Source organism: Streptomyces sp. NPDC050625 (assembly GCF_040654755.1).
Classification (GTDB): domain Bacteria; phylum Actinomycetota; class Actinomycetes; order Streptomycetales; family Streptomycetaceae; genus Streptomyces.
This window is the reverse complement of sequence record NZ_JBFAIQ010000002.1, coordinates 467,659-493,568: the sequence shown is the minus strand read 5'-3', so window position 1 is coordinate 493,568 and position 25,910 is coordinate 467,659. Positions and strand designations below refer to the sequence as shown.

The 25,910-nt window shown below is 70.7% G+C and carries 18 protein-coding genes; 6 read left to right on the top strand and 12 right to left on the bottom strand.

Annotated elements, in window-relative coordinates:
- Nucleotides 1-5: 5 nt before the first annotated feature.
- On the top strand, nucleotides 6-1,241 hold the full coding sequence (locus AB0I54_RS06420) for a DUF4185 domain-containing protein (RefSeq protein ID WP_363294753.1): 1,236 nt from the start codon (nucleotides 6-8) through the stop codon (nucleotides 1,239-1,241).
- On the opposite strand, the gene AB0I54_RS06415 is transcribed toward AB0I54_RS06420, so the two are convergent.
- Nucleotides 1,174-2,184, bottom strand: coding sequence for a bile acid:sodium symporter family protein (locus AB0I54_RS06415; RefSeq protein WP_363294986.1), 1,011 nt, complete (start codon nucleotides 2,182-2,184; stop codon nucleotides 1,174-1,176). The two genes, AB0I54_RS06420 and AB0I54_RS06415, sit on opposite strands and share 68 nt — an antisense overlap.
- Nucleotides 2,185-2,349: 165 nt before the next feature.
- On the opposite strand from AB0I54_RS06415, the gene AB0I54_RS06410 reads away from it, so the two are divergent.
- Complete coding sequence (locus AB0I54_RS06410; RefSeq protein WP_363294752.1) at nucleotides 2,350-3,228, top strand: LysR substrate-binding domain-containing protein; 879 nt, start codon at nucleotides 2,350-2,352, stop codon at nucleotides 3,226-3,228.
- 243 nt (nucleotides 3,229-3,471) lie between these two features.
- Entirely contained in the window at nucleotides 3,472-5,298 is a 1,827-nt protein-coding gene (locus tag AB0I54_RS06405; RefSeq protein ID WP_363294751.1) for a long-chain fatty acid--CoA ligase, read from the top strand.
- Nucleotides 5,299-5,305: 7 nt separating this feature from the next.
- Here the strand turns inward: AB0I54_RS06405 and AB0I54_RS06400 are convergent, their stop codons facing one another.
- Genes AB0I54_RS06400 through AB0I54_RS06365 form a run of 8 tightly spaced genes read right to left on the bottom strand, consistent with a single transcriptional unit; the run spans nucleotide 5,306 to nucleotide 16,998 of the window.
- Nucleotides 5,306-7,336: a PQQ-dependent sugar dehydrogenase gene (locus AB0I54_RS06400; RefSeq protein ID WP_363294750.1), complete on the bottom strand. Its 2,031-nt coding sequence runs from the start codon at nucleotides 7,334-7,336 to the stop codon at nucleotides 5,306-5,308.
- An 11-nt stretch (nucleotides 7,337-7,347) separates the two neighbouring features.
- Nucleotides 7,348-12,744, bottom strand: coding sequence for a glycosyl hydrolase family 28 protein (locus AB0I54_RS06395; RefSeq protein WP_363294748.1), 5,397 nt, complete (start codon nucleotides 12,742-12,744; stop codon nucleotides 7,348-7,350).
- Between the two features lie 12 nt (nucleotides 12,745-12,756).
- A complete protein-coding gene (locus AB0I54_RS06390) occupies nucleotides 12,757-13,581 on the bottom strand; it encodes a heparin lyase I family protein (RefSeq protein ID WP_363294747.1) in 825 nt (274 codons plus the stop codon).
- Between the two features lie 4 nt (nucleotides 13,582-13,585).
- Nucleotides 13,586-14,770: a glycoside hydrolase family 88 protein gene (locus tag AB0I54_RS06385; protein WP_363294746.1), complete on the bottom strand. Its 1,185-nt coding sequence runs from the start codon at nucleotides 14,768-14,770 to the stop codon at nucleotides 13,586-13,588.
- The gene (gene pqqE / locus AB0I54_RS06380; protein ID WP_363294744.1) at nucleotides 14,767-15,849 is read right to left on the bottom strand and encodes a pyrroloquinoline quinone biosynthesis protein PqqE; all 1,083 of its coding nucleotides are present in this window, start codon (nucleotides 15,847-15,849) and stop codon (nucleotides 14,767-14,769) included. Before pqqE ends, AB0I54_RS06385 begins: the two co-directional genes overlap by 4 nt.
- Entirely contained in the window at nucleotides 15,846-16,100 is a 255-nt protein-coding gene (gene pqqD / locus AB0I54_RS06375) for a pyrroloquinoline quinone biosynthesis peptide chaperone PqqD (protein ID WP_363294743.1), read from the bottom strand. Before pqqD ends, pqqE begins: the two co-directional genes overlap by 4 nt.
- Entirely contained in the window at nucleotides 16,097-16,834 is a 738-nt protein-coding gene (gene pqqC, locus AB0I54_RS06370) for a pyrroloquinoline-quinone synthase PqqC (RefSeq protein ID WP_363294742.1), read from the bottom strand. Before pqqC ends, pqqD begins: the two co-directional genes overlap by 4 nt.
- Nucleotides 16,835-16,857: 23 nt before the next feature.
- Entirely contained in the window at nucleotides 16,858-16,998 is a 141-nt protein-coding gene (locus AB0I54_RS06365; RefSeq protein ID WP_363294997.1) for a pyrroloquinoline quinone precursor peptide PqqA, read from the bottom strand.
- A gap of 306 nt (nucleotides 16,999-17,304) precedes the next feature.
- On the opposite strand from AB0I54_RS06365, the gene AB0I54_RS06360 reads away from it, so the two are divergent.
- Nucleotides 17,305-18,141: an aldo/keto reductase gene (locus AB0I54_RS06360; RefSeq protein WP_363294741.1), complete on the top strand. Its 837-nt coding sequence runs from the start codon at nucleotides 17,305-17,307 to the stop codon at nucleotides 18,139-18,141.
- A gap of 291 nt (nucleotides 18,142-18,432) precedes the next feature.
- Here AB0I54_RS06360 and AB0I54_RS06355 read toward each other — a convergent pair whose 3' ends face one another.
- A complete protein-coding gene (locus AB0I54_RS06355; RefSeq protein ID WP_363294740.1) occupies nucleotides 18,433-19,044 on the bottom strand; it encodes a hypothetical protein in 612 nt (203 codons plus the stop codon).
- 205 nt (nucleotides 19,045-19,249) lie between these two features.
- Here AB0I54_RS06355 and AB0I54_RS06350 point away from each other — a divergent pair, with 205 nt between their 5' ends.
- Complete coding sequence (locus tag AB0I54_RS06350) at nucleotides 19,250-19,942, top strand: glycoside hydrolase family 75 protein (RefSeq protein WP_363294739.1); 693 nt, start codon at nucleotides 19,250-19,252, stop codon at nucleotides 19,940-19,942.
- A gap of 60 nt (nucleotides 19,943-20,002) precedes the next feature.
- Here AB0I54_RS06350 and AB0I54_RS06345 read toward each other — a convergent pair whose 3' ends face one another.
- Nucleotides 20,003-20,704, bottom strand: a complete 702-nt coding sequence (locus AB0I54_RS06345) for an SDR family oxidoreductase (RefSeq protein ID WP_363294738.1) — start codon at nucleotides 20,702-20,704, stop codon at nucleotides 20,003-20,005.
- Between the two features lie 58 nt (nucleotides 20,705-20,762).
- Nucleotides 20,763-24,134, bottom strand: a complete 3,372-nt coding sequence (locus tag AB0I54_RS06340) for a hypothetical protein (RefSeq protein WP_363294737.1) — start codon at nucleotides 24,132-24,134, stop codon at nucleotides 20,763-20,765.
- Nucleotides 24,135-24,400: 266 nt separating this feature from the next.
- On the opposite strand from AB0I54_RS06340, the gene AB0I54_RS06335 reads away from it, so the two are divergent.
- Entirely contained in the window at nucleotides 24,401-25,771 is a 1,371-nt protein-coding gene (locus AB0I54_RS06335; protein WP_363294736.1) for a glycosyltransferase family 39 protein, read from the top strand.
- Nucleotides 25,772-25,910: the final 139 nt, after the last annotated feature.

Genomic DNA, 25,910 nt, shown 5'->3' with positions numbered 1-25,910 from the left:
CGACGGTGCCCGAGGACGCACGAGCACGACGGCGGACGGGAACCGGGGTCGGCCTGCTGCTGACCCTGGTCCTCGCCGCCGTGCTGCTCACCGCCCTCCCCGAGGACCGGCACGGGGAGGGCGGGGGTGGGTGCGGGGCCCGTACGGTCGCCTCCTGGACGTACGACGGCGCGCTCACCGGCGCCTTCGCCCGGTACGGCGACGATCCGGCCCGTACCGACGACTGGACCGGCGGCGACGGCACCCACTCGGTGCAGCTGCCGGACGGGCGGGTGCTGTGGCTGTTCTCCGACACCTACCTCGGCCAGGTGCACGGGCCGCCCAACCCCTCGGGCGAACCCCACGCCTGGCGTGACGCCTCGGCCCCGATGGTGCGCAACTCGGCCGTCGTGATGGACCGGGGCCGCCTGACCGCCACCCTCCCCGCCCCGCTGTTCCCGGACCCCGCCCCGGACCAGTGGCGCTGGCCGGTCGCGGCCCGGGTCGAGCCCCGCTCCCCCGGCTCGGCCGAGAGCGTCGTCAGGGTGCTGCTGTGGGTGCGGACGGCCGGCCGGATCCCGTGGATCTACGGCGTGCCCGGCGCCACCGAGGTCGCCACGCTGTCGCTGCCCGACCTGCGGGTGGAGTCGGTCGTACCGGTCCTCGACCAGCGGCAGGTGCCGGATCCGTCACGGCGCGTGCTGTTCGGGACCACGCTCGTCGCGCGGGGCGGCTGGACGTACGTCTTCGGCGGTGACGACGGCCAGGCGGCCGACCGTCGCCCCTCGTCCGCCTATCTGGCACGGGTGCCGGAGGGCAGACTGGCCGAGCCGGGGGCCTGGCGGTACTGGGACGGCTCCGCGTGGACGTCCGCGTCCGCCGCGCGCCCGGTGCTCGGGGACGGGCGGCGCACCGGGGTGGGCAGCGCGTTCTCGGTGGTCCGGGACGAGGGGACGTACGTCCTGTTCACCATGGCGGCGGGCACGGCCGGTCTGACCAGGGTCACCTGGTACTGGGCCTGCTCCCCCACCGGCCCGTGGCACGGACCGGGCCGGGGCTTCGGCGCGCGGCTGCCGCGCGGGCAGGTGGCCGCGTACAACCCGCAGGCGCAACCCGCGCTCGGCGCCGGGGGCGGGCGGCTGGTGCTCAGCTACGACGTCAACTGGCTGGAGACCACCACCGCCTCGGCCGGCATCAGCGGGAACGTGGACCTGTACCGACCGCGGTTCGTGACCCTCCGGCTGACGCGGACGGGCTCGTGACCTCGGGGTCGTGTGCCCGGCGCTTGGCGATGACCGCGCACACCATCAGCTGCATCTGATGGAAGAGCATCAGCGGCAGCACGGCCAGGGAGGCGTGCGCCCCGAACAGGACGCTCGCCATCGGCAGTCCCGAGGCCAGGGACTTCTTCGACCCCGCGAACTGGATGGCGATCCGGTCCCCGCGACCGAAGCGCAGCGCCTTGGCGCCGTACCAGGTCAGGGCGAGCATCACAGCGAGCAGCGCCGCCTCGACGACGAGCAGTCCGGCCAGCCGTGCGGGGCTCACCCGGTGCCAGATCCCCTGGACCATGCCCTCGCTGAACGCGGTGTAGACGACGAGCAGGATCGAGCCGCGGTCGACCAGGCCGAGGACCTTCCTGTGGCGGGCGATGAAGGTGCCGATCCACGGGCGCAGCACCTGGCCGGCGAGGAACGGGACCAGCAGTTGCAGCACGATCTTTATCAGTGAGTCGGCGGAGAATCCGCCGCCGCCGCTGCCGAGCAGCGCGGCCGCCAGCAGCGGGGTGAGGACGATGCCGACGAGCGAGGAGAAGGAGCCGGCGCAGATGGCGGCGGGCACATTGCCGCGGGCGATCGAGGTGAACGCGATCGACGACTGGATCGTCGACGGCACGAGGGTGAGGAAGAGCAGGCCCTGGTAGAGCGGTTGGGTGAGCAGCACCGGCACGAGTCCGCGGGCGGCCAGGCCGAGCAGCGGGAAGATCACGAAGGTGCAGGCCAGGACGGTGGTGTGGAGCCGCCAGTGGCGCAGCCCGTCCAGCGCCTCACGGGTGGACAGCCGGGCGCCGTAGAGGAAGAACAGGAAGGCGATCGCGGCGGTGGACGCGCCGGAGGCGACATCGGCGGCCGTACCCCGGGCCGGGAGGAGCGCCGCTACGCCCACTGTCCCGAGCAGCAGCAGGATGTACGGGTCGATCGGCATCCGACTCGGCCGGCGCAGGCGTTTCACGGTGCTCCACTTGCTGTACGTCTCGTGAGGGTCCGGATCGGGGCCGCAGGGCCCCTCTCCATCGTCCTCCCCCGGCTGTCGATCGGGAATCAGGCATACCACTCTGACTGTCATCACGTTCCGCGATAGCCTATGGGCGTGTACGACCCCTCCCAGCTGCGGACCTTTCTGGCGGTCGCCCAGACGCTCAGTTTCACTCAGGCCGCCAAGCGGCTCGGGCTGCGCCAGTCGACGGTGAGCCAGCATGTGCGGCGCCTGGAGGACGCCGCCGGGCGGCAGCTGTTCGCCCGGGACACCCACTCCGTGGAGCTGACCGAGGACGGCGAGGCCATGCTCGGTTTCGCCCGCCGGATCCTGGAGGTGCACGAGCAGGCGACGGCGTTCTTCACGGGCACGCGGGTGCGCGGCCGGCTGCGTTTCGGCGCGTCGGAGGACTTCGTCCTGACCCGGCTGCCGGAGATCCTGGAGGGCTTCCGGTACGACCATCCCGAGGTCGACCTGGAGCTGACGGTGGAGCTGTCCGGCACGCTGCACGAGCAGCTGACCGCGGGGAAGCTCGACCTGGTGCTGGCCAAGCGGAGGCCGGAGGATCCGCGCGGCGAGCTGGTGTGGCACGACGAGCTGGTGTGGATCGGCGCGGACCGGCTCCGCCTGGACCCCGAGCGCCCGGTCCCGCTGATCGTCTATCCCCCGCCCGGCATCACCCGGGCACGGGCCCTGGAGGCACTGGAGCGGCAGGGCCGCCCGTGGCGCATCGTCTGCACCAGCGGCAGCCTCAACGGTCTGATCGCGGCGGCCCGCGCGGGCCTCGGCGTGATGGCCCACTCCCGGGGGCTGGTGCCGCCCGGCCTGTTCCGGGTACCCGACCGAGCGGGTCTGCCGGAGCTGGGCAAGGTGGACTTCGTCCTGGTGCACGGCCGACGCCGCCCCTCCGCGGAGGACGCGGCGAACGCACTGGCGACAGCCGTCCTGACGGGCGGCGACCGGCTGCATCCGCGTCGGCCCGGCGGACGCTGATCCGACAGCCGATCTGGGCCGTAATCGGGTCGTACAGATTCAGTGGAGATTGCGGTGTCGAAACTTACTGAAGCGTAAGTATTCTGTCCGACCCTTCCCCATGTGAGCGCATTTTCCAGACGCCGGCCCGCCCATTCGTGAACATTGCTCGATTTCGCACCCCCTCCCGTACCGCGTCCCCGTGGGGTAGCTTTCACGGCCTACGCGGAGCGCCACTGAGGAGCGAGGAGCGGGGAGCGGGGTTTGCACGAGTTCACCAACCCTCCGTTGGCGTCGCCGCCGCCGGTGGGCGGTCTGGCCGACGCCGTCTTCGAGCATGCCCTGGAAGACCCGCTGCACGTCGCCCTGGGCCGCAAGGACGAGCTCGGACAGTGGCGTGACGTGACCTCGGCCGAGTTCCGGGACGAGGTCCTCACCCTCGCCAAGGGGCTGCTCGCCCGCGGCATCCGGTTCGGCGACCGGGTCGCCATCATGTCCCGCACCCGCTACGAGTGGACCCTCTTCGACTTCGCCCTGTGGACCATCGGCGCCCAGGTGGTGCCGGTCTACCCCACCTCCTCCGCCGAGCAGTGCTTCTGGATGCTGTACGACGCCGAGTGCACGGCCGCGATCGTGGAGCACGAGGACCACGCGATGACGATCGCCACCGTCATCGACCGGCTCCCCCAGCTGCGCCAGCTGTGGCAGCTGGACTCGGGCGCGCTGCAGGAGCTGTACGACGCCGGTGCGCACCTCGACGACGAGACGGTGCACCGGCACCGGCGGGCGGTGACCCCGGACTCCATCGCCACGATCATCTACACCTCGGGCACCACGGGCCGTCCCAAGGGCTGTGTCCTGTCGCACGGCAACTTCATGTTCGAGGCGGACACGATGATCGGCCGCTGGGAGCCGGTGTTCCACTCCAAGAAGGGCGACGAGGCGTCGACGCTGCTGTTCCTGCCGCTGGCGCATGTCTTCGGCCGGATGGTCGAGGTGGCCGCGATCCGCGGCGGCGTCCGCTTCGGGCACCAGCCGCAGCTGAACGCCGCCGCGCTGCTGCCCGACCTGGCGGCCTTCAGGCCGACCTTCATCCTCGCGGTGCCGTACATCTTCGAGAAGGTGTTCAACGCGTCCCGCCGCAAGGCCGAGAAGGAGGGCAAGGCCGGGCCGTTCGAGAAGGCCGTCGAGATCGCGGTGAAGTACGCGGAGGCGGTGGAGGCCAAGGCCTGGGGCACCGGACCCGGCCCCTCGGCGGGTCTGCGCATGCAGCACCAGCTCTTCGACAAGCTGGTCTACTCCAAGGTGCGCGCGGCGATGGGCGGCCGTATCCGCAACGCGATGTCCGGCGGTTCGGCGATGGACCGCCGCCTCGGTCTGTTCTTCGCGGGTGCGGGGGTGCAGATCTACGAGGGCTACGGCCTCACCGAGTCGACCGCGGCCGCCACCGCCAACCCTCCCGAGCGCACCCGCTACGGCACGGTCGGGCAGGCCATACCGGGGACGACGGTGCACATCGCGGACGACGGGGAGATCTGGCTGCACGGCGGCCATGTCTTCCAGGGCTACCTCAACAACCAGAAGGCCACCGACGCGACGCTGCACGACGGCTGGCTGGCCACCGGCGACCTGGGCTCCCTGGACGAGGACGGCTATCTCACCATCACCGGCCGCAAGAAGGAGATCCTGGTGACCTCCGGCGGCAAGAGTGTGTCGCCCGGTGTGCTGGAGGAGCGGGTCCGCGACCATCCGCTGGTCAACCAGTGCATCGTGGTCGGCAACGACCGCCCGTACATCGCCGCCCTGGTCACGCTGGACACCGAGGCCGTCGAGCACTGGCTGCAGATGCGCGGCAAGCCGCAGCTGAGCGCGCCCGAGCTGGTGCGCGACGCCGACCTGGAGACGGAGGTGCGGCGCGCGGTGGTCGCCGCCAACACCCTCGTCTCACAGGCCGAGTCGATCCGTACCTTCCGTATCCTGGCCCAGCCGTTCACCGAGGAACACGGCCTGCTCACCCCGTCGTTGAAGCTGAAGCGCAAGGCGATCGAGAACGCCTACGCCAACGAGGTGGAGGCCCTCTACCGGGCCTGACGCACCGTCAACTGATGGTCACGCGGAAGATCTTGTCGGATCCGTCCGCCGCACCTCCGTTGTTGTCGCAGTTGGTGGTCGACAGCCACAGCTGGTCGGAGCCCGGGACCTTGGTGACCGTGCGCAGCCGGCCGTAGGTGCCGACGTAGTACGCGGTCGGCGTGCCGACGCTCTCGTTGTCGCCGTTGATCGGGATGCGCCACAGCCGTTCGCCGCGCAGGGACGCCATGTAGATCACGTTGCGGACGATGGCGATGCCGCTCGGGGATGCCTCCGAGACGTTCCAGGTGGCCTTGGGGTTGGTCATGCCGGCGACGCTGCAGCTGCCCTCGCAGGTGGGCCAGCCGTAGTTGGCGCCCGGCTTGATCAGGTTCAGCTCGTCCTTGGAGCTGTTTCCGAACTCCGCCTCCCACAGCCGCCCGTTGCGGTCGAAGGCGAGGCCCTGAGGATTGCGGTGGCCGTAGCTGTAGACGTAGTTGCCGAACGGGTTGCCGGGGGCCGGCTTGCCGTCCGTCGTCATGCGCAGGATCTTGCCGTTCAGGGAGTTCTTGTCCTGGGCCAGGTCCGGTGTCTGGGCCTCGCCTGTGGAGACGTACAGATACCCGTCGGGGCCGAAGGCGAGGCGGCCGCCGTTGTGGTAGCGGTTCTTCTTGATGCCCTGGAGCAGGACCGTGTAGTTGCTCAGCGAGCTGCCGTTGTACGTCATGCGGACGACGCGGTTGCCCTCGGATGCCGTGTGCATGAAGTAGACGTAGTGGTTGCTCTCCCACCGGGGGTCGACCGCGACCCCGAGCAGACCGCCCTCACCATTGGTGGTGACGGCGTTGGGAACCGTGCCGACCTGGGTCTTCGTGCCGTCCTTGGCCAGCTTCCGGACACGGAAGTCGTCCCGCTCGGTGACCAGGGCGGACTGGCCGTCGGGCAGCCAGTAGGTGCCCCAGGGGATGGTCCAGCCGGTGGAGAACGTGGCGATGGAGGAGGGCACCCCGCCGTCGGTGGCACAGGCCTTGGTGGTGAAGGTGACCGTGTTGCCGGGCGGGGAGACATTGCCGGCCGCGTCGCGGGCGACGACGTTCAGGGAGTACGGGCTGTTGCAGGCGAGGCCGGTGAGCGTGGTCGACGTGCCGGAGGTGACCGTCTTGTAGACGGTGGATCCGCTGCGGATGTCGTACGCGGTGACCCCGCGGTCGTCGCTCGACGCGCCCCAGCCGAGGTCGACCGAGTTCGCCGTCACGTTGGCCGTGGACAGGGTGCCGGGCGCGGTCGGCGGTGAGGTGTCGGAGCTGGGCTTGGTCGTGCAGTCGACGACGGGACTGGCCGGTGAGGTGTTGCCCGCCGCGTCGCGGGCGATGACGGTGAGGTTGTAGGTGGTGTTCGGGGTGAGCCCGGTCAGCGCCTTGCTGGTCGCGCTCCCGGGCGCCTCACTGATCTTGTTGCCGTGTTCGTAGATGTCGTACGCCGCCACGCCCACGTTGTCCGTGGACGCGCCCCAGCCGAGGGTGAGGCCGCTCTCGCCGATGTCGGAGCAACCGGGCTGGCCGGGGCGGGTGGGGGCCTGGCCGTCGGCCGCGGCGGCGAGGCTGACGCGGTCGAGGTTGGGCCCGCCGTTGGCGGTGGTCGCGGTCGCGCGGATCTTGTTGGTGCCCGCCGCAAGGGGGATGTTGACGCTCCTGGTCGTCCAGGTGTTCCAGTCGGCGGTGGCCGGGAAGGAGACGCCGGACGCGACCACCGTGCCGCCCACGGAGATGTCCATGGGCCGGTCGGTGGCCGTTCCGTTGGCGAAGCGCAGGGTGAGCGACGAGGTGCCCGCGGCGGCCGCGTTCACCGTGAACTCCACGTACGAGCCCTTGACGTTGGCGTAGTCGACGAAGCCGCTGCCCGTGTAGCCGGTGTGGTTGGTGGCCACGGTGCCCTGCGAGATCAGGGCGTCCTCGGCCTGGTAGTCGGTGGCCGCGAGGGCGGTGCCCTGGCTCAGCCCGGCCAGCGGCAACGCGAGGGCCACGGTCAGGCCGTACGGCAGAACTCTCTTGAGATTCATGGGTGTTCCCCTCAGCCCGGGTACTGGGCGAAGACCTTCAGGTAGTCGTACGGCTGCTGTGACACGCCGCTGCAGGAGTCGCCGTCGGTGCCGGAGCCGCAGGCGCGGTCGCGGTTGACGGACCAGTAGGTGAGGCGTCCGATGTGGTGCTGCTGGGCGTAGGCGAGCATGGTCTTGAAGTCGGCGACGCGGACGCGCTCGCCGGAGTCGTCCGTCTTCCCATTCATGGACGACAGCCCGATGTGGGCGTAGGCGGTGGCGTCGCCGTAGCCGTACGCCGCCTTGACCCGCGCCTTGAGGCCTTCCATGGCCCGGGTGGTCAGGGTGCCCATGTCGGTGGTGCCGCCGCCGAAGTCGAACGGCATGATGCACCAGACGTCGTTCGCGAGCCCGGAGGCGGCCGCCCGCTCGATCATGTCGACACCGGTGGAGTCGGGGCCGCCGGTGGTCGTGCCGAAGGTGATGACGGTCTTCAGGCCGGGGTTGTCGGCCTTGACCTTCTTCAGCGCGTCGACGACGCGTTGCCGCACGGTGGCGTTCGCCCACTCGGTGTTCTCGATGTCGATGTCGAGGGCCTTCAGCCTGTAGGCGTTGATGACCTTCTGGTACGCGCCGGCGAGCGCGGAGGCGCTGGAGCACTTCTCACCGAGCTTGGCGCCGCTCCAGCCTCCGACGGAGACGATCACATCGCCGCCTGCCGCTCTGATCGCGTTGATCTTCGACTGGTCGTTGCCGCCGGTCAGCGGGCGCGAGCCGTCCCACTTGGGGTTGCAGGTGCCGTCGGAGAGGACGAACGCCAGCGTGAACCACTTCACGCCGGTCGCCGACATGACCGAGGTGGGGCTGGGCGGGTTGCCCCAGCCGAGGTACTCGTAGGGGGCGACGGCGAAGCCCGGAGAAGCGGCCGCCGACCGCGTGGAGACGACGGGTTCGACGCGGATCAGCCGGGTCTCGCCCGGGCGCAGGGTCGCGCTGTAGGAGTCGGCGATCACACCCTTGTGGGAGCCGGACCAGAGGTCGGTGACATCACCGGAGCCGGTGAAGCCGACCTGGGACCAGTTCACACTGACCGTGGCGCGGCCCGAGGTCCCGGTGTTGAACAGCGCCACCACGTAGTCACCGCTGTTCTCGCGTTTGCTCCAGACCTGCTTGACACCACTGTTCACAAGCCGTTTCGCGGCGACGCCGTCCTGGTCGACGCCGATGAGCCGGTCGTTGGTGAGCATCGCCTTGTCGACGGAGTCGAGGTGGGTGAGGTCGGTGCCGAGCAGCAGGGGCGCGCCCGCCATCGCCCACAGGGTGAGGTGCGAGCGCCGCTGGTCGGCGGTGAGCCCCACCTGGTCGCCGTTGCCGATCTCCAGGGAGTCCAGATCGTTCCAGCCGCCCGGACCCGCGTACGGCTGCCAGTCGGCGGCCGAGGTGAAACGGCCGGAGACGTGCGACCAGTCGGTGAGCGGGTAGCCGCTGCCGTTCGCGCCGGGCCCGCAGTAGCACTCCACATCGCCCTGGGTGCGCCAGCTGTTGGCCAGCTTCCGCCAGGTGGCGGCGTTCGCGATCGGCAGATTGTTGGAGAGGGCGAAGGTGATGGGCCGCCCGGTGGCGCGCAGGGCCTTGTCCCAGGCCTGGATGTCCGGGACGTCCTGGCTGCCCACACCGTCGATCTTCAGATAGTCGACCCCCCACGAAGCGAACTGCCGTGCCCAGGAGTTGATGAAGTCCTGCGCGCCCGGCTTGGAGTAGTCGATGTAGTACATGTTCTTGCAGTTGTAGTTCTTCTCCGTCTTCGAAGTGTCCGCGATGTCCTTCGCGTGATACGGAGTCCCTTCGATCGGCGTATTCGCGGTGACCGCGTTCTTGGCGATGCCCGGGGTGACGTAGAAGCCGAACTTCAGCCCCTTGGAGTGGACGTAATCCGCGAGCGCCTTGATCCCGGACGGGAACTTGGCGGGGTCCACGGCCCAGCGGCCGTAGGAGTCGACGACGAACCCGTTGGAGTCGCACTTCTGCCAGAAGTCGTCGAGGTTGACCTGGACGAACCCATGGTCCTTGAGCCCGCTCGCCACCAGCGCATCGGCCTGTGCCTTCAGCTTCGCCTCGGTGGGCCAACGGCGCACGAAGCTCCAGCTGCTCCAGCCCATGGCGGGTCGGAGGGACTGGCCGTTGTCCGACTTGGTGGTGAAGGCCGCCGGGGTCGCGTACGCGGTGCCGATCCACGCCTCGTCGATCCGCAGCCGCTTGTAGCGGGCGGTGTCGGTCGAGGCGGCCCAGGTGGAGTCCACCTCCAGGCGTACGTAGCGGGCGTTCGCGGCGGTGAGGTCGATGCCCTGGATGCCGCGCCGGCTGGGGAGTTGCCCGGTCTTCACCGCGCTCCCCCAGGTCGAGCCGTCGTCGCTCAGGAAGACCTTGTAGTCCTTGATGCGGGCGGACTGCTCGGTGGCGGAGCGGGCGTAGGCGACCGAGTCCTCCCGCTGGTTGAGGCCGAGGTACTGCACCTTCTTCGCCGCACCGAGGTCGAAGGTGAGGGTCACGGGCAGGGTCTTGTCGTTGTCCCAGTAGGTGAGGTAGTCGCCGTCACCGGCGGCGGAGCCGGTGTGGCCGCTCGCCGAGGCGCTCGCGGAGACCTTGACGCCCGTGAGGATGCCCTGGCGCCCGTCCGTGGTGACCTTGAAGACGGTGTCGTACGGGTCCCAGTTGCCAAGGCCGGTGAGCGTGAGCACGCCGCCGGACTGTGACCACGAAACGGCCGCTCCGGTACGGAGGTCGGTGACGGAGGCAATGCGGTATCCGTTGTCCCGGATGCGCAGGGTGCCGGTGCTGGGCGGGGTCAGGACATGGATGTACTGGCGGTTCTGGTCCGTCCTGCTGATCGTGGTCACACCGTGCGCGCCGTCGTTCCAGAAGCCGGGTTTGAGCCCGCCGTACAGATAGCCGCCGCCCTCGGTGCCGTGCAGGGACTCCCAGATGGGGTCGAGATAGCTGTTCGCGAAGGTGTTGAAGGCGGCCTGGTTCGCCGGGAACCTGCCGTTGACCTGGGCGGTCTCGGCCATCAGCGCCTTCACCGAGGAACCGGCGTTGGTGACGAGCCGGCCGAGGGTGAGCCTGCGGTCGACCGTCGGGTCGGAGCCGTCATACCACCAGGCGCCGGCCGAGGGCAGCTTGAAGTCGGCCTCGGTCAGGCGTGGTTGAGCCGTGTAGAGGGCCTGCGGGTAGTCGTAGGCGGGCGTCATCCCCGTCTTCTGCTCATTGCTGATCATGTCCATGATCGGCGTGTCTTCGTTGTTGTTGCTGAGCGTGTAGTTCGGGCGCTTCTGATAGATCTGCGCGTAGAGGTTGTGGCTCTCCCAGTACGCGTTGTCGTTGTCGATCCAGAAGCCGCCGAGGTCGGGATAGCGGTCCATGACCTCGAAGAAGTTGTCGTAGCTGAACTGCCCGAAGCCGTCCCGGGTGGTCAGGTCGACGTTCTTGCCCTTGTAGGCGGAGTAGGCGGCCGAGTCGAGCCATTCGTGGCCGCCCTCGTCGTGCCACTGGGGGTCGTCGGTCATATAGAGGATGACCTTCATGCCCTTGGCCTTGGCGGCGGTGATCAGCTCGCCGAGGAAGTCCCGCCTGGTGGAGCAGGAGCCCGGGATCCTGGACGGCCAGGGGCGGGCGTAGCCCAGCCGGCTGTGGAAGGTGGCCAGGACGAGGTACTGCGTATGCAGCTTGCGGGCCTCGTTCACCCAGTAGTCCGGTGTCCAGCCGCCGCTGGTGACGTCGTTCTCCCAGGCGCTGCAACTGGTGTGGGCGGGGGCGGTGCGCAGGCCCCAGTGCAGGAAGAGACCGCCGACGGAGTTGCGCAGGAAGTCCTGGCGCGGGTTGTCGAGGTCCAGGGGCCTGGCCGGGGCACCGCAGTTCTCGGTGGACCCGGTGGCCGAGATCCGCAGCGCGCCGCCGGAGGTGTTGTGACTGTCCGTCAGGCAGTAGCCGCTGACGCTCTGGAAGCCGGTGTCGTGCGGGGAGTCGCTCCCGCGCTGGGCGGTGAAGCGGGTCAAGCGGATGTTGCTCGCCGCGTTGGCGATGACCGCGGGCCGGCCGTCGTTCGCGGCGAACTTCACGGAGCTGTCGGTGAAGCTGACGTCGTCCGCGTTGTGCAGGTACCAGCCGTAGGCCGGACGGGTGCCGATGGCCTTGGGGTTGTAGTCCTTCGGGTCGTTGACCGGCACGCCCGTGGACATGGTGCCGTTGCCGCCGGGCACGGTGATGTCGACGTGCCTGAACGAGATGCCGTTGATCCGGTGGCCGTTCTCGCCCCACAGGGTCGGGCTGAAGGAGGGACTGTTGCCGGTGGCCGTGATGTTGTCGTACGTCACGTTGCTGATCGAGCCGACGCCGGGACTGTTGCCGCACCGCTTGCGTGTGCCGATCTTCTCCATGATGGGCGAGTGGACGCCGGTCATGGTGATGTCGCGGTAGTGGACGTCGGAGATCTTCGCACCGTCCATGGACACCATGCCGAGGCCGGACTTGTCGGCGCCCTCGATACGAATCTTCTCGAACTGGTAGTCGGAGAAGTCACCGCAGGTCTCGGAGCCGAACATCAGGGCGTTGCAGCACCGGGCCGACAGATGGGAATCGCTCACCCGCACATGGCCGTTGGGCAGCTTGGCGCCGAGGGCGTAGTCGCTCTTGAAGACCAGGGCGTCGTCATTGGCCTTGATGTCCGCGCGGGTGACCGTGACATCGGTGGTGGAGATGATGTTCCAGCCGTCGCGGTCGCTCGCGGTGTCGATGGTGAGGCGGTCCGAGGTGACGTTCTTGCACCCGTTGACGAGAGCCGCGAAGTGGCCGCCCCGGCGCAGGGTGAGACCGTCGCCTAGGCGCAGCCCGTCGCACCTCGTCAGCGAGATGATCTTGTCGGCCTCGCCGGACCCGGGGTTGCCGGTGATCAGGTTGCCGGCCCCGTCGATGACCCCGCCGCCGACGAAGCCGATGTTGGTGAGCCGGTCGCCGTAGATCATCGCGTTGTGGAAGTGGCTGTGCCCGTAGTCCTGGTACTTGTCGTACGGGTTGGACTCGGGCGGGTCGTAGGTGTCCTCGGAGGAGCCCTGGATCGTGGCGCCCGTGTCGACCTGGAGCGTCACATTGCTTTTCATGTGGATGGTGTTCTTGGACTTGTAGGTGCCGGCCGGGAAGCGGACGGTGCCGCCGCCGGCCGAATTGGCTGCGGTGATGGCCTTGTTGACGGCGGGGGTGTCATTGGCGGATCCGTCGCCCTTGGCGCCGTAGTCGCGCACGTCGAAGACGGCGGCCGCGCGCGGGGGCGGCTGGGGGACGGCGAGGGCCGCGGGGTGGGCGAGGCCGAGGACGACGGCGAGGACGGACAGCACGATCACCGCCGCACCTCTTCGGTGGGGGGTGGTGGAAGGCATATGACGGGCCCCTCAGACGAGTTGGTAGCCGCGGAGATTGGTGAGGAGCAGGTAGGTGTCCTGCAAGGAGCCAGAGGTGTCGCCCAGGGAGCGGTAGATGCCCCACTTCGGGCGGACGCGGTCGGCGAGGAAGGTGTCGACGCCGGTCCTGGCCTTGTCGACGACGGTCGTGGAACCGCTCTTGAGGATCCAGCGGACCGAACCGGCCGAGCCGTTGCCGACCTTGATCTGGAAGTCGACGTCGGTCCACTTGTCGTGCAGCGGCGCGAGGTCGGTGCGGCCGACGAGAATGTCGTCGATGGCCAGTTTCAGCTCGATGGTCTGTACGCCTCCCCCAAGCTCTCGGCTTCGCTCGAGCAGGGAGGTGCCCCCATCCCGGCGCAGGGACTGCACGACGATCGGCAAGGTGCCGTTGCCGGGCTGCTTCATCTGCATGATGTGGGTGAAGGTGGTGGTCGCCTTCAGCGAGCTCGGGATGTACATCGAGTAGGTGATCCGCCAGGTCTGGCCCTGGGTCCACTTCAGATAGCCGCTGTCGCTCGTGCGCAGGCCGGTGACCTCCTGGCGCTGGCGGTCGGTCGAGGTGTCGCGGTCGACCTTGTGCATGGTGAAGCGCCAGTTGTCGCCGGTGGGGTGGATGTGCGGCCGCCCGGCCGGGTGGGAATTCGCACGGTCGTCCTCGACGGTCTCGAAGGCGCCGAGGCCGTCGCGGCTCGCCGAGGGCGCCCACTTCAGCTGCCAGGACGCGGCCGAGGCGGGTGGGGCGGGCAGGCCGACCGCGGCTCCCGCGGCGCCGCCGAGTGCGGCACCGAGCACCGCCCTTCTGGATGTGCTCATGACACTAATCTCCTCGCAGCTGCTCGTTCATGATCAGAAAGGCCCCGAGGCCGTGGAAGTCGTTCGTGGCCCGGGTGCGGGCGATGTAGTACGCGTAGTCGCCGACGTTCGTGCCGATGGAGATGTCGGCGAGGTTGGTGCGGCCGTCCGTGCCGATCGACACCTTCGCCAGCACGCCCTCGTAGCCGCGCCGGGCTACGGCCGCGAAGTGCCGGTCCAGATAGCCCTGTTGGGCACCTCGGGACAGCGCGTAGGTGAACATGCTGGAGCAGGACGTCTCGGTCCAGTTGTCGGCGCGTCCGCCCTTGTCGACGACCTGGAACCAGCGTCCGGTCGCCGGGTCCTGGTACTTCTCAAGACCGGCCGCGAGCCGCCGCAGGATGTCGAGGAGCTGGGGCCTTCGCGGATGGCCGGCCGGGATCGCGTCGAGCACATTGACGATCGCCATCGAGTACCAGCCGATCGCCCGGCACCAGTGCTCGGGCGCGAGCCCGGTGTGCGGGTCGGCCCAGCTCGCGGTCCTCGACTCGTCGTAGGCGTGCTTGAGCAGTCCGTTCGCCACCTGGAGATGGCCGCCGTAGACGGCGAGTTGCCTGGCCGCCTCGTCGTTCGTGTACGCGCTGTCGCCGAACTCCCTGCCGTACTCGACGAGGAACGGGTTCACCATGTAGACGCCGTCGGCCCAGAGTTGATGGGCGCGGCTGCTGTTGTCGGCGTGCCAGAAGCCGCCGTCGGTGGTGCGCGGGTAGGTCGTCAGACGGTCGCGGATCTTCTTGGCCGCCTTGCGGTAGCGGTCCTGGCCCGTCTCGTGGTGCAGGATCACCAGGAGCCGGCCGGCCTGCATGCTGTCCAGGTTGTCGAAGGACTGGCCGATGGAGCCGTCGCTCTTCACGAAGCGGTCGACATAGCTCTTGATGTAGGTGAGGTAGCGCGCGTCGTGGGTGCGCCGGTAGGTGAGGTACTGGCCGTAGAGGTAGAGGCCCACCGGGTACGACCAGCCGCCGATGCCGGCCGGTGTGTAGCGGGCCATGGTGGAGTCGACCACGGCCGTGGACCAGTCGGTGGCGGCCGCGGGCCGGTGCGGGGCGGGGGCGGCGGCGGCCGGGGGGACGGCGGCGGGCAGTGCGGCCAGGCCACCCGTGGTCAGCGCGAGTGCCGCCAGCACCGCCCGCAGACGTCGGCGTCTCATGTTCCTCCTTCGCGATAGGCGTACGCGAGGTCTCGTCCGGTGTCCGCGAGACGCACTAGGTCGCGTACGAGGTGGTGGTCGGGGGCGTGCCGGCAGGCGGGGTCGGTGCGGGCGGCGTCGCCGGTGAGCGCGTACGCCTGGCAGCGGCAGCCGCCGTGGTCGGTGGTGCGCAGGGCGCAGTCGCGGCAGGGATCCGGCATCCAGGACTCGCCGCGGAACGCGTTGAAGGCCTTCGACCGCCGCCAGATCCAGTCCAGCGGGCGGTCCTTCACGTTCGGCGGGTCGAGGCCCGGGAGGGCGGCCGCGGCGGGGCAGGGCAGAGTCGTGCCGTCGGGGGCGACGGTGAGCGAGACCCTGCCCCAGCCGCCCATGCAGGGCTTTGCCGTGGCATCCACCAGGTCCGGCGCGACCCACACCAACTCCGGCCCGTCACGGAGCCGTTGACGCCAGCCGGTCACCGTGTCGTGGGCCCGCCGGGTCTGCTCGGGGGTCGGCAGCAGGACGGTCCGGTTGCGCAGCGCCCAGCCGTGGAACTGGGTGTTGGCGAGCTCGATCCGGTCCGCGCCCCAGGCCACGCCGAGGGCGATCAGGTCGTCGAGGGCGTCGAGGTTGCCGCGGTGCAGGACGACGTTGAGCCCGAAGGGGACTCCCGCCGCCCGGATCAGCCGGGCGGCCCGCTCCTTGGCCGCGAACGAGCGGGCGCCCGCGATGCGTTCGGAGGCCACCGGGTCCGCGTGCTGGACGGAGAGCTGGACGCTGCGCAGTCCGCCGTCCACGAGTGCGGCCAGCCGCCGCTCACCCAGTCCGAGCCCGCTGGTGACGAGCTGGGTGTACAGGCCGGCGGTGTCGGCGGCGGCGACAATGTCCGGCAGATCCCGCCGCAACAGCGGTTCACCGCCCGACAGATGGGTCTGTACGACGCCCAGCGCGGCCGCCTGCCGGAACACTCCGGCCCACTGCTCCGCGGTCAGCTCTTCTGACCGACCGACCAGTTCGACCGGGTTGGAGCAGTACCCGCAGCGCAGCGGGCAGCCATGGGTGAGTTCCGCGAGCAGGGCCCACGGGGGATCCGGGGTCATGTCAGCCAGCCTTCCTTCCGCAACGCCGCGAGAAAGTAGGGGACTTCGGCGGCGACCGGTGCCCCCGGGTATCCCGCGCGCAGTTCGGCGACGATCTCGCGCACCTCCCGGCTGCCGTCGCACAGCCGCAGCACGCCGCCCGCCCGGCCGTGCAGCACGACCACGCGTTCGGGCAGCAGCAGGAGATCGGTGCCGCGCACCCGGTCGTGGCGCAGCAGCACGCCCCGGGACAGGACGGGACGCCAGGTCATGGCCCGCCCCCGGCGCCGCTGTCGCCCTCGTCGACACAGTCCAGCAGCGCCCACAGCACCTCGCACTTGAAGACCAGTGCGGCCACGGCCCGTTCCTGCTGCTCACGGGTGCGGGCCCAGGCGTGGACGAGGGCGAGGGCCTCCTCACCGTCGCGGGCGCCCTGGCCGACGCGGGTGCGGAAGTAGGCGAGGCCGGCCGGGTCGATCCACGGGTAGTGGCGTTCGAAGGCGGCGATGCGGATGCGCATCAGGTCGGGTGCGGACAGCTCCGTCAGGGATGCGGCGACGGCCTCCAGCGCGGGACGCCGGCGGCAGAAGGAGACGTACCGCTCGACCGCGTGGCGCACCCCGGGCAGCACCCGGGTGGTGTCCCACAGTTCGTCCCGGGTGAGGCCGGCCGCCTCGCCGAGCCGCAGCCAGCGTTCGATGCCGCCCTCGCCCTCGGCCGTGCCGTCGTGGTCGCGGATGCGGCGCAGCCAGGCGCGGCGGAGCGCGGGACGGTCGAGCTTGGCGAGGACAAGGGCGTCCTTGACGGGGATGTGCCGTTGGTAGTGGAAGCGGTTGGCGATCCAGCGGCGCAGTTCACCGGGGGTGAGTTCGCCGCGGTGCATCCGCAGGTTGAAGGGGTGGCGGTCGTGGTAGCGCTCGGCGGTGACGGCGCACAGCCGCCGGGTGAACTCGGCGGCCGGCCACGGGGGCGGGGTGCCGTCGGCGCGTACGGGTGTCGCGGTCATGGTGCGGTTCGCCGTGCCTCGGGTCAGCGGTCGCCGAGGGCGTAGGCGGTCACTTCGAGTGCGGTTTCCACAACGGTGTAGCCGGGGCTTTGCCAGACGTTTTCATCCGATGTCTCCTGAACGATCCGTTCCATCTGGCGGGCCTCGGGCAGGGTCTCATTCATGTGCACGTACCTGCTTTCCTGAGGGTGGGGGGTCTCAGATGCGCAGACAGGCGCCAGTGGCGTCGGCTGTTCACATGCGTGCACCGAGTTCATCGACGCGTTCGACGGCGGGATTCAGAGTCCCGGGATGACGGGCCGCGGTCAATGGTCCGGACCGATAACGTCGGATGCATTTCCGGCCATTCTCCGTGTCCGCAACTGACTCACCGGTCAGTTCCGACGGATTCCGCGGTCAGGAATGCATCCTGGCTCGTGATCGTTGACGATGGTGGTACCACCTGTCGACAAGCGAAGGATCAAGAGCTCGTGAGCAGCAAGGTCCCCCCGATCATCCTCAACAACGGCGTCGAGATGCCGCAGCTGGGCTTCGGCGTCTGGCAGGTGCCGGACGACGAGGCCGAGCGTGCCGTCGCCACGGCGCTCGAGGCCGGGTACCGCAGCATCGACACAGCGGCGATCTACGGCAACGAAGAGGGCACCGGCAGGGCGATCGCCGCCTCCGGCCTGCCCCGCGAGGACGTCTTCGTCACCACCAAGCTCTGGAACAGCGACCACGGGTACGACGCCGCACTGCGCGCCTTCGACGTGTCCCTGGAGAAGCTGGGCCTGGACTACCTCGACCTGTACCTGATCCACTGGCCGCTGCCGTCCCGGGGCGCGTACATCGAGACCTACAAGGCCTTCGAGAAGCTCCTCGCCGACGGCCGGGTGCGTGCCATCGGCCTGTCCAACTTCCTTCCGGAGTACCTGGAACACCTGCTGGACCGGACGTCGGTCATCCCGGCGGTCAACCAGATCGAACTCCACCCGCATCTGCAGCAGCACGCGGCCCGCGCGTTCCACGCACAGCAGGGCATCCACACCGAGGCGTGGTCCCCGCTCGGCCAGGGCAAGGGGCTGCTGGAGGTGCCGGCGATCGTCGCCATCGCCCAGAAGCACAACCGCACCCCGGCCCAGATCGTGCTGCGCTGGCACCTCCAGCTGGGCAACATCGTGATCCCCAAGTCCGTGACGCCGTCCCGGATCAAGGAGAACATCGACGTCTTCGACTTCCGCCTGGACACCGAGGACCTCGCGGCGATCAGCGCGCTGAACGAGGACCGGAGACTGGGTCCGGACCCGGCCACCTTCGACATGGGCTGAGGCCCGTCCTCGGCCGGGCAGGGCCTGGGCCCTGTCGTCGAATCCCCGTCGTCCGCCCGAAGGGCGGGCCCGGCAGCGTCATGAGGGCCCCTGCTCGAGCGCAGCCGAGAGCTTGGGGGAGCGTGCATGGCGTCGGCGGGCGGACGGGGATTTGACGACAGGGCCTGGCACCGAGGCCCGCTTCCGTACGGGTTCCGTACGCGTGTGTGCCCCGCCGGGCGGTCTCCCGTCCGCCCGGCGGGGCACACGCGTGACAGGGCGAGGCGCCGGTCAACTGCCGGGCACAGGGCCTCAGTCGGGGTGCACGTCCGCGTGGACGACCTCGAACTCCTCCAGACCGATCACGGTGACATGCGCCTTGGCCGTCCCCTCGTGCCGGGCCATGGCCTGGGCCGAGCGGGAAGCGGCCATGGACTCGTGGTCGACGAACAGGATGTGGACCATGCCGCGTCCGCGATCCCGGTCCACGAGCAGGGAGGCCCTGGCCAGCCCGTGGAGGGTCTCCAGCCGGGGCAGCACACTGGCCTGGAACGTATCGGCGACCAGTTCCGTGTCCTCGGGCTCGAACTCCAGCCTGGTGATGCGCAGGCCCCCGGACGTCCTCGGCATCTGCTGCGCATGGAAGACCGCGGCCTCGTAGTTCTCGACCGCCACGGTCCCCGCGAACGGTTCCAGCAGGGCACCGCGTCGCTCGCGCATCACCTCGTCGCTGTTGTGTCTGGCCTCCTTGGAGGTCCACCAGCTCGCCGAGAAGAGCTTGCCCAGCTCCCGGTCGACGAAGACGCCCGCACCGCGGTAGCCCGGACGTTCTTCGAGCAGGTCCCGGCCCTCCGTGTTCAAGGCTCTGATGGCCGTATCGATCTTCGTGGGATCGCCGGTCACATAGACGGTCCGTACGAACATGACGCCTCGCCTCCCAGAAACCATGTGCATATCGGGCGCAAAATTCCGGAACGGCCGATATCGCCAGTGTTCTCTGGCGGGCAGATCACCGCAAACGGCACACGGAACACCCGTTCGCGCCACAGGGCTTGACGGGGCCACGTAAAGAGCGCCAAGTTGTACGGAACCCGGTAAGGAAAGTTTCCTAACAGAAGGGTCCCCCACAGTGCGCGTTCGAACACTGACCCTCGCCGCGGCCTCCGGGGCCGCACTGCTCGCCGCCGGCGTACTCCCCGCAAGCGCCTCCGGCGCCACCCCGAGGTCCGCCCAGGAGGGCTCGGTCAGCGCGGCCGATCTGCTCGCCAAGGTGAAGTCCTGTTCGCAGATATCCAACGGCAAGTACAAGACCGACGACGAGACCTCGGCCACCGTCCCCGTGTGCGGCAAGAACGGCGCGGTGTTCTGGAAGGCCGACATGGACATCGACTGCGACGGCCAGCGCACCACCAACTGCAACGAGAACCGCGACCCCTGGTACCAGGACGACACGGCCTTCCACCAGTCCAACGGCAAGCCCCTGAAGGCCGAGACACTGCCGTACGTCGTCGTGCCCAGCTCCAGCAGCATCTGGAACTACTCCAGCGCCGGCATCAAGGGCGGCGGAGTGGTCGCCGTCATCTACAACAACAAGGTCGAGTACGCGGTCGTCGGCGACACCGGCCCCACGAAGATCATCGGCGAGGCCTCGTACGCCACCGCCAAGGCGCTCGGCATCGACCCCGACCCGGCGACCGGCGGCGTGGACTCCGGCGTGACGTACATCCTGTTCAAGAACTCCAAGGCCTCCCCCATCGAGAGCCACAGCGCGGCGGTGACTCTCGGCGACCAGCTGGCGAAACAGTTCCTGCAGAGCAACTGAGCCGGGAGGGGAGAAGGGCCCGGTACCGCGCCTGGGGCGGTACCGGGCCCTGTGCGTACGTCAGTTGGGCTGCCCGACCGGCCGGACGACCACGGTGTTGACGTCGACACCGTCGGGCTGCCGGACGGCCCAGACGACCGTGTCGGCGATCTGGTCGGCGGTGAGGAGGTGGCCGGGCGGAAGGCTGCCCAGGCCGTCCCAGAACGGGGTCTCCACCCGGCCGGGGGCGACCAGGGTCACGCCCACGCCCCACTCGGTGACCTGACGGCGGGTGTTCTCGGCGAGGCCGGTGACCGCCCACTTCGTGGCGCCGTACAGATTGCCGGGCGTGTTGACGAACCCGGCGACACTGCCGACGAGCACGATCCTGCCCCGGGTCTCCTTCAGGGCGTCTACGGAGGCGCGGACGAGGAGGGCCGGGCCGAGCACGTTGGTCAGCACCATGTCCGTCCACCCGGCGGGATCGCCCTCCGCGACCGAGTCGTGGGTGGCGGAACCCGCGTTGGCGACGACAGTGTCGAGCCGCCCGAACTCCTTCAGCGTGGCGGCGACGGCCGCCTGTACGTCCTCGTACTCGGCCGCGTTCCCGACGATCGTCAGCAACCCGTCCGGATTGCCGAGCCCCTCCCTGAACGCGCGCAGCCGCGGCTCGCCCCGCCCGGTGACGGCGACCCGGTGCCCGGCGTCCAGCAACTGCCGGGCGACGGCGGCACCGATGCCGCTGCCGCCGCCGGTGATGAGCGCGACCGGAGAATCGGTCATGGTTACCCCCTGTGGTTCGGTGAACTACGGGAGTTCATCATTTCGAGCGCTCTCGAAGTCAAGCGGCACACGTACCGCGGTACGGCACCGAGGGCAGATAGCGGTGCCACTCCGCCTTCGTGGCGCCGCCGTTCGCGCGCGAGCACACCTCGGCGGCCGCGCGCTCCGGCGCCAACGCGCTGACCCGGTCCGCCAGATGGGGCGTCGCTAGATGCAACTCGGCGTCGTCCGCGCCGAATCCGACCGCGAGGGCCGGGCCGTCCCCGGCGGGGAGGGCCGCGGGCCCGAGGTGTGGCTGCGCGGTCTCCCACACCTGCACGGAGCCGTCCGGCGCGCCCGCCGCGAGCAGTGAGCCGTCCTGGGAGAAGGCCAGGGCGAGCCGGTCGGCGGTGCTTCCGGTGGCTCGCAGGACGGCGATCCGGTGGCGGGCGCGGAGGTCCCACAGGGTGAGGCGGCCACGGTAGTCGGCCGTGGCGAGTTGGCGGCCGTCCGCGCTCATGGCGCCCGCGGTGAGCAGGTCCTCCCCGGTGACGGCCGTCCTCTTCCTGCCCGTCGCGAGGTCGACGAGCGATCCCTCACCGGTGAGCGCGGTACGGCCCACCGGGTCGACCACCACCGCTTCGGCTCCGCGCACGCTCGCGCGGCGGGGCCGGGCCGGCCGTCCGTAGGCGTCGAAGGCCGCCCTGCCCGCTGCCCTCTCGCGCCAGGTCCTGCCGGTCAGACCGTGCAGGGAGAGGGTGTGGACGCCGACGGTCCGGCCGTCCTCCTCATAGCGCAGTACGCCGTCGGCCGGGTCGAGGCGCAGTCCGGAGACCGCCGTACCCCCGACGGGAAGGGTGAGGAGCGGCTCGCGCGGGCCGCCGCCGGCCGAGGCCGGAAGGTCCGTCCGCCACAGGGCCAGGGAGCCCTGGGCCCAGGTGAGCGCGTAGGGACCGGCGAACACCACCTCGTACGCGTCACCCGCCACGGGCAGCCGAGGCCGTTCCCGCCCGGTACGGAAGTCCCAGGTCACCACGCCGGACGTGGTGGCGGTCGCGACGGCCCCGCCGTCCGGGGTGAAGGTGAGCACGTCGCCCCGGCACAGCAGCCGTTCGGTGGCCGAGGGCACTCGTGTGCCGACTCGGCGGCCCTCGGCGAGGTCGAGCACCCGCAGCGTCCGCCGGTCTTCTTCGCACCAGGCGGCGTAGCGGTCGTCACCGCTCAGCACGGGGCCCGCACCGCCGCGGTCTCCTCGTCCGTACCGTGCCAGCAGCGTCCGGGCGCGTACGTCCCACACCTCGTAGACCGCGTGCTCACCAGCGAGTCGGCGTATCCAGAAGGTGTGTCCGCTCGGTCCGAACCCGGCACCGTCGGTGTCCTGCCACGAGCCGGTCGGCAGCCGACGTGTGCTCCCGTCCAGCAGATCGGTGACCCGCAGGCCCTCGCTCGATGCCGGATCGCGGTAGGCCAGCAGGCGGCCGTCGGCGCTGACGTCCGTGTATCCCGCGGACAGTCCCGGGCGGGCGAGGGACCGCAGGCGCCGGTGCGTACGCACGTCCCACTGGACCGCCTTGTCGTGCGCGACCGTCGTCAGGATCCGCCCGTCCGCACTGAGACTCGACGGCGCGTTGAGGGTACGGCCCCCCTGCTCCGGCTCGGTGAACACGTCCTGCTCGCTCTGCGCGGCGGCCGTCCGCAGCGCCTGGCGCGTCTCGGGCAGGTCGGCGGTGCGCCAGGCCGCGAGGGCCAGGCGCATCGAGGTGCGCGGTTCCGAGGCACGAAGGCTGTCCGCGAGCGCGGCCACCCGGCGGGCCTCCGCCTCGTCGCGCTGCCGCTCGCTCACCCCGCTCTGCCGCCAGGCCACCGCACCCGCGGTCACGGCGAGACACAGCAGCGCGGCGAGTGCCGCGGTGAGCGCGCGCAGCCGCCGGGTCGCCCGGGTCCTCGCCCGCTGCCAGCGTTCGTACGCCTCGACGCTCGCCGTCAGGAAGTCACGCTCCAGGCGGCTCAACTCGCCCTGGTACGAGTCGGGTTCGGCGAACAACTCGCGTGCCTCGGTCAGTCGTACCCCCCGGTACAACGCCCCCGTGTCCCGGTTCAGTTCGGCCCAGTTCCGGGCCGCTTCGGTGAGGAGGCGGTGGGTACGCAGGCGTTCGCGGTCGGTGTCGACCCAGCCGCGCAGCCGGGGCCAGGCGCCGAGCAGGGCCTCGTGGGCGAGGTCGACCGTGTCACCGTCGACGGTCAACAGGCGGGCGCGGACCAGGCGTTCGAGAACACCGGCGGTGTCAGGGCCGGTGCCGAGTTCGATACGGTCGGCCGGGCGCCGGGTGTCCTCGGTGCCGTCCCCTGGGCTGACCAGCCGCAGGAGCAGGGCGCGGACGGTGGCGGCCTCGGCGGGGGTGCAACGGGCATACACGTCCTCGGCGGTGTGGGCGACCGCGCCCCGGATGCCGCCGATGGACTCGTAGGCGGCCAGGGTGAGGGTCTTGCCGGTGCGCCGCCGCCAGACCTCGCGCAGGGCGTGGGCCATCAGCGGGAGCCCGCCGGGTTCGCCGGTGGCGTCGGCGACGATCCGGGCGGTCAGGTCGCGTTCGACGACCAGACCGGCCGCGGCCGCCGGTCTGACCACGGCCTCCCGGAGCCGCTGCGGCGGCATCGGGCCGACCAACAGAGTCGAGTCGCGCAGCGCCTCCGCGAGGAGGCCGTGCTCTGCGCAGCGTGCGTAGAAGTCGGCGCGTACGGCGATGAGCACGCGCAGCCCGGCGGCCGGGTCGAGCGCGGTGAGCAACCGGCCGATGAACAGCTCGCGTTCGGCCGGATCGGCGCACAGTGCGAAGACCTCCTCAAACTGGTCGACGACCAGGAGCGTGTCGCCGGGAGCGTCGTGCGGGGTGAACAGGGCTTCGTGGGTGCGGGCCGGACGGCTGCCGGGGGTGAGGACGCGGATCGCGGCCGAAGGCCGGTCGTGTGCTTCCCGCAGGGCGGGGATCAGTCCCGCCCGCAGCAGTGACGACTTGCCGCTGCCGGACGCGCCGACGACCGCACCGACCCTGAACCGCCCCACGTGGGCGACGAGTTCGGCGACGAGGTCGTCGCGGCCGTGGAAGTGGTCGCGGTCCCCGGTGCCGAACCGGGCGAGTCCCGGGTACGGGCTGTCGGTGTCCTGCCCGGGGGACCGTTCGTCGGCCGCCTCGGCGACGGCCGTCCGCCAGCGCCGCTCCCACTGTCTCGGGTCGCCGCCGCACGCGGAGACGTACGCGGTGACCACGGGCAGGGTGGGCAGCCGCTCCCCGGCGGCCGCCGCCGACAGCGTCGGCCCGGAGTAGCCGGCCCGGTGCGCCATCGCGCGATAGGTCGGCGTGCCCGCCTCGTCGCGCAGCTTGCGCAGCTCGTAGGCGAACCGCTGCACCGCTCCCGCCCCCGGATCCAGCGGCTTCTCACGACGCCCCATGCACGTCTCCCCCGTCCATCGCGGCCGCCTTCCACGCTAACAACCCGCGTACGGCGATTGATTGGCGCTCGGGACGGGGGCTGCCCATCAATCGTGCGGCACCTGGACTCGTCGGTGCACGTCCATGCGGCCCCGCTCACCGGGGCCTGCCGTCCCGACACGCACCGGAGCCCGCCATCGCCACCGTCACCCGGCCCCCGAGGACCGCACTCCCGACCGCCGCACCGAACGTCCCCCGCCGGTACGTCCATGTACTCGCGCCCGTCGTGCTCTCCCTGGCCCTCGGCCTGTGGGGCGTACGGCGCGACGGGAGCCTGTGGCGGGACGAGGCGGTGACGTACGACATGGCGCGGCGCGGCCTGCCCGAGCTGTGGCGGACGCTGGAGCGGGCGGACGCGGTGCACGGCCTGTACTACCTGCTGATGCACGCCCTGTTCCGGGTCTTCGGGTGGGCCGATGCGCTGCTCGTGCTGCGGCTGCCGTCGGTGCTGGCGACCGCGGTGGCGGCCGGGACGCTGGCGCTGCTGGGCGGCCGGCTCGCCGGGCCGCGCGCGGGACTGGCGGCCGGGCTGGTGTTCGCGGTCCTGCCGCCGGTCCAACGGTACGCGCAGGAGGGCCGTTCGTACGCGCTGGTGTGCGCGCTGGTCGTCTGGGCGTCGTATCTGCTGGTCCGGGCGGTGGAGTCGGGCACCGGGCGGGCCTGGGCGGCCTATGGCACGGTGGTGCTGTCCGCCTGTCTGCTGCACGAGTTCGCGGTGCTGGTGGTGGCCGCGCACGCGGTGGCCGTACCCCGCGCGGCCCGCCGTGACTGGGCGCGTGCCGCGCTCCTCGCCGCGGCGGGCGTGGCTCCCCTGGCCGTGGTGAGCATGGGCCAGTCGGAGCAGGTGGCCTGGATCGGCGGCATCGGGGCGGGCGCGCTGGTGGGCTTCGCCGGGCCGGCGCTGCTCGGGACGGTCTGTGCCGCGCTGCTGCCGCGACGGCGGGACGCGGGGTGCGTCGGTCTCGTGGGGCTGGCCCTGCCCCTGTTCGTCCTGCCCGGACTGCTGCTCCTGCTGGTGTCGCTGGTCAAGCCGCTGTACGTGGACCGTTACGTCCTCTACGGCCAGGCGGGGACGGCGCTGCTGGTCGGCGCGGCGCTGGACCGGCTGCTGCGCGCGGGAGGCCCGATCCGGGCCGGGGCGGCGCTCGCCGCGGGGGCCACTGTCGTCGCGCTGCTTCCGGTCACCCTGAGTCTGCGCACCCCGCACAGCCGCGTCGACGACGTGACCGCCGTGGCCGCGGCCGTCTGCACGGCGGGCGAGGGCGCCGACGGGATCCTGTACACGCCCTCCCGGCGCCGGGTGTGGTCCCTGGTCCAGAAGGATTCCTTCCGCGGGCTGCGCGATCTCGCCCTGGCCCGCGGCCCGGCGGACTCCGGCACGCTGTACGGCACCGAGGCCACCCCCTCCGTCATCCGGGCCCGTGTCCTCGCCGCCCGGCGGATCGTCGTCCTGCGCGACCCGGCCGGACAGCCACTCGACGCCACCCCGCAGGAGGAGACGAAGCGGCAGGTACTCGCCGAGCACTTTGACGAGTGCGGCACCCGAAAGGTGCGGGGTGCACGGGTGAGTGTGTACGCACGCCCGGGACAGTGCTGAACCGCCGCGGCCCCGGCACGCCCCTCCGTCATCCGCCCGCGTCCTCGCCGCCCGGCGGATCGTCGTCCTGCGCGACCCGGCCGGACAGCCACTCGACGCCACCCCGCAGGAGGAAACGAAGCGCCCGGGGCAGTGCTGA

Coding starts and splice junctions, on each gene's coding strand:
- AB0I54_RS06415 (WP_363294986.1), bottom strand. CDS start 2,184: ATGCCGATCGACCCGTACATCCTGCTGCTGCTCGGGACAGTGGGCGTA.
- AB0I54_RS06400 (WP_363294750.1), bottom strand. CDS start 7,336: ATGAATCTCAAGAGAGTTCTGCCGTACGGCCTGACCGTGGCCCTCGCG.
- AB0I54_RS06395 (WP_363294748.1), bottom strand. CDS start 12,744: ATGCCTTCCACCACCCCCCACCGAAGAGGTGCGGCGGTGATCGTGCTG.
- AB0I54_RS06390 (WP_363294747.1), bottom strand. CDS start 13,581: ATGAGCACATCCAGAAGGGCGGTGCTCGGTGCCGCACTCGGCGGCGCC.
- AB0I54_RS06385 (WP_363294746.1), bottom strand. CDS start 14,770: ATGAGACGCCGACGTCTGCGGGCGGTGCTGGCGGCACTCGCGCTGACC.
- pqqE (WP_363294744.1), bottom strand. CDS start 15,849: ATGACCCCGGATCCCCCGTGGGCCCTGCTCGCGGAACTCACCCATGGC.
- pqqD (WP_363294743.1), bottom strand. CDS start 16,100: ATGACCTGGCGTCCCGTCCTGTCCCGGGGCGTGCTGCTGCGCCACGAC.
- pqqC (WP_363294742.1), bottom strand. CDS start 16,834: ATGACCGCGACACCCGTACGCGCCGACGGCACCCCGCCCCCGTGGCCG.
- AB0I54_RS06365 (WP_363294997.1), bottom strand. CDS start 16,998: ATGAATGAGACCCTGCCCGAGGCCCGCCAGATGGAACGGATCGTTCAG.
- AB0I54_RS06355 (WP_363294740.1), bottom strand. CDS start 19,044: ATGTTCGTACGGACCGTCTATGTGACCGGCGATCCCACGAAGATCGAT.
- AB0I54_RS06345 (WP_363294738.1), bottom strand. CDS start 20,704: ATGACCGATTCTCCGGTCGCGCTCATCACCGGCGGCGGCAGCGGCATC.
- AB0I54_RS06340 (WP_363294737.1), bottom strand. CDS start 24,134: ATGGGGCGTCGTGAGAAGCCGCTGGATCCGGGGGCGGGAGCGGTGCAG.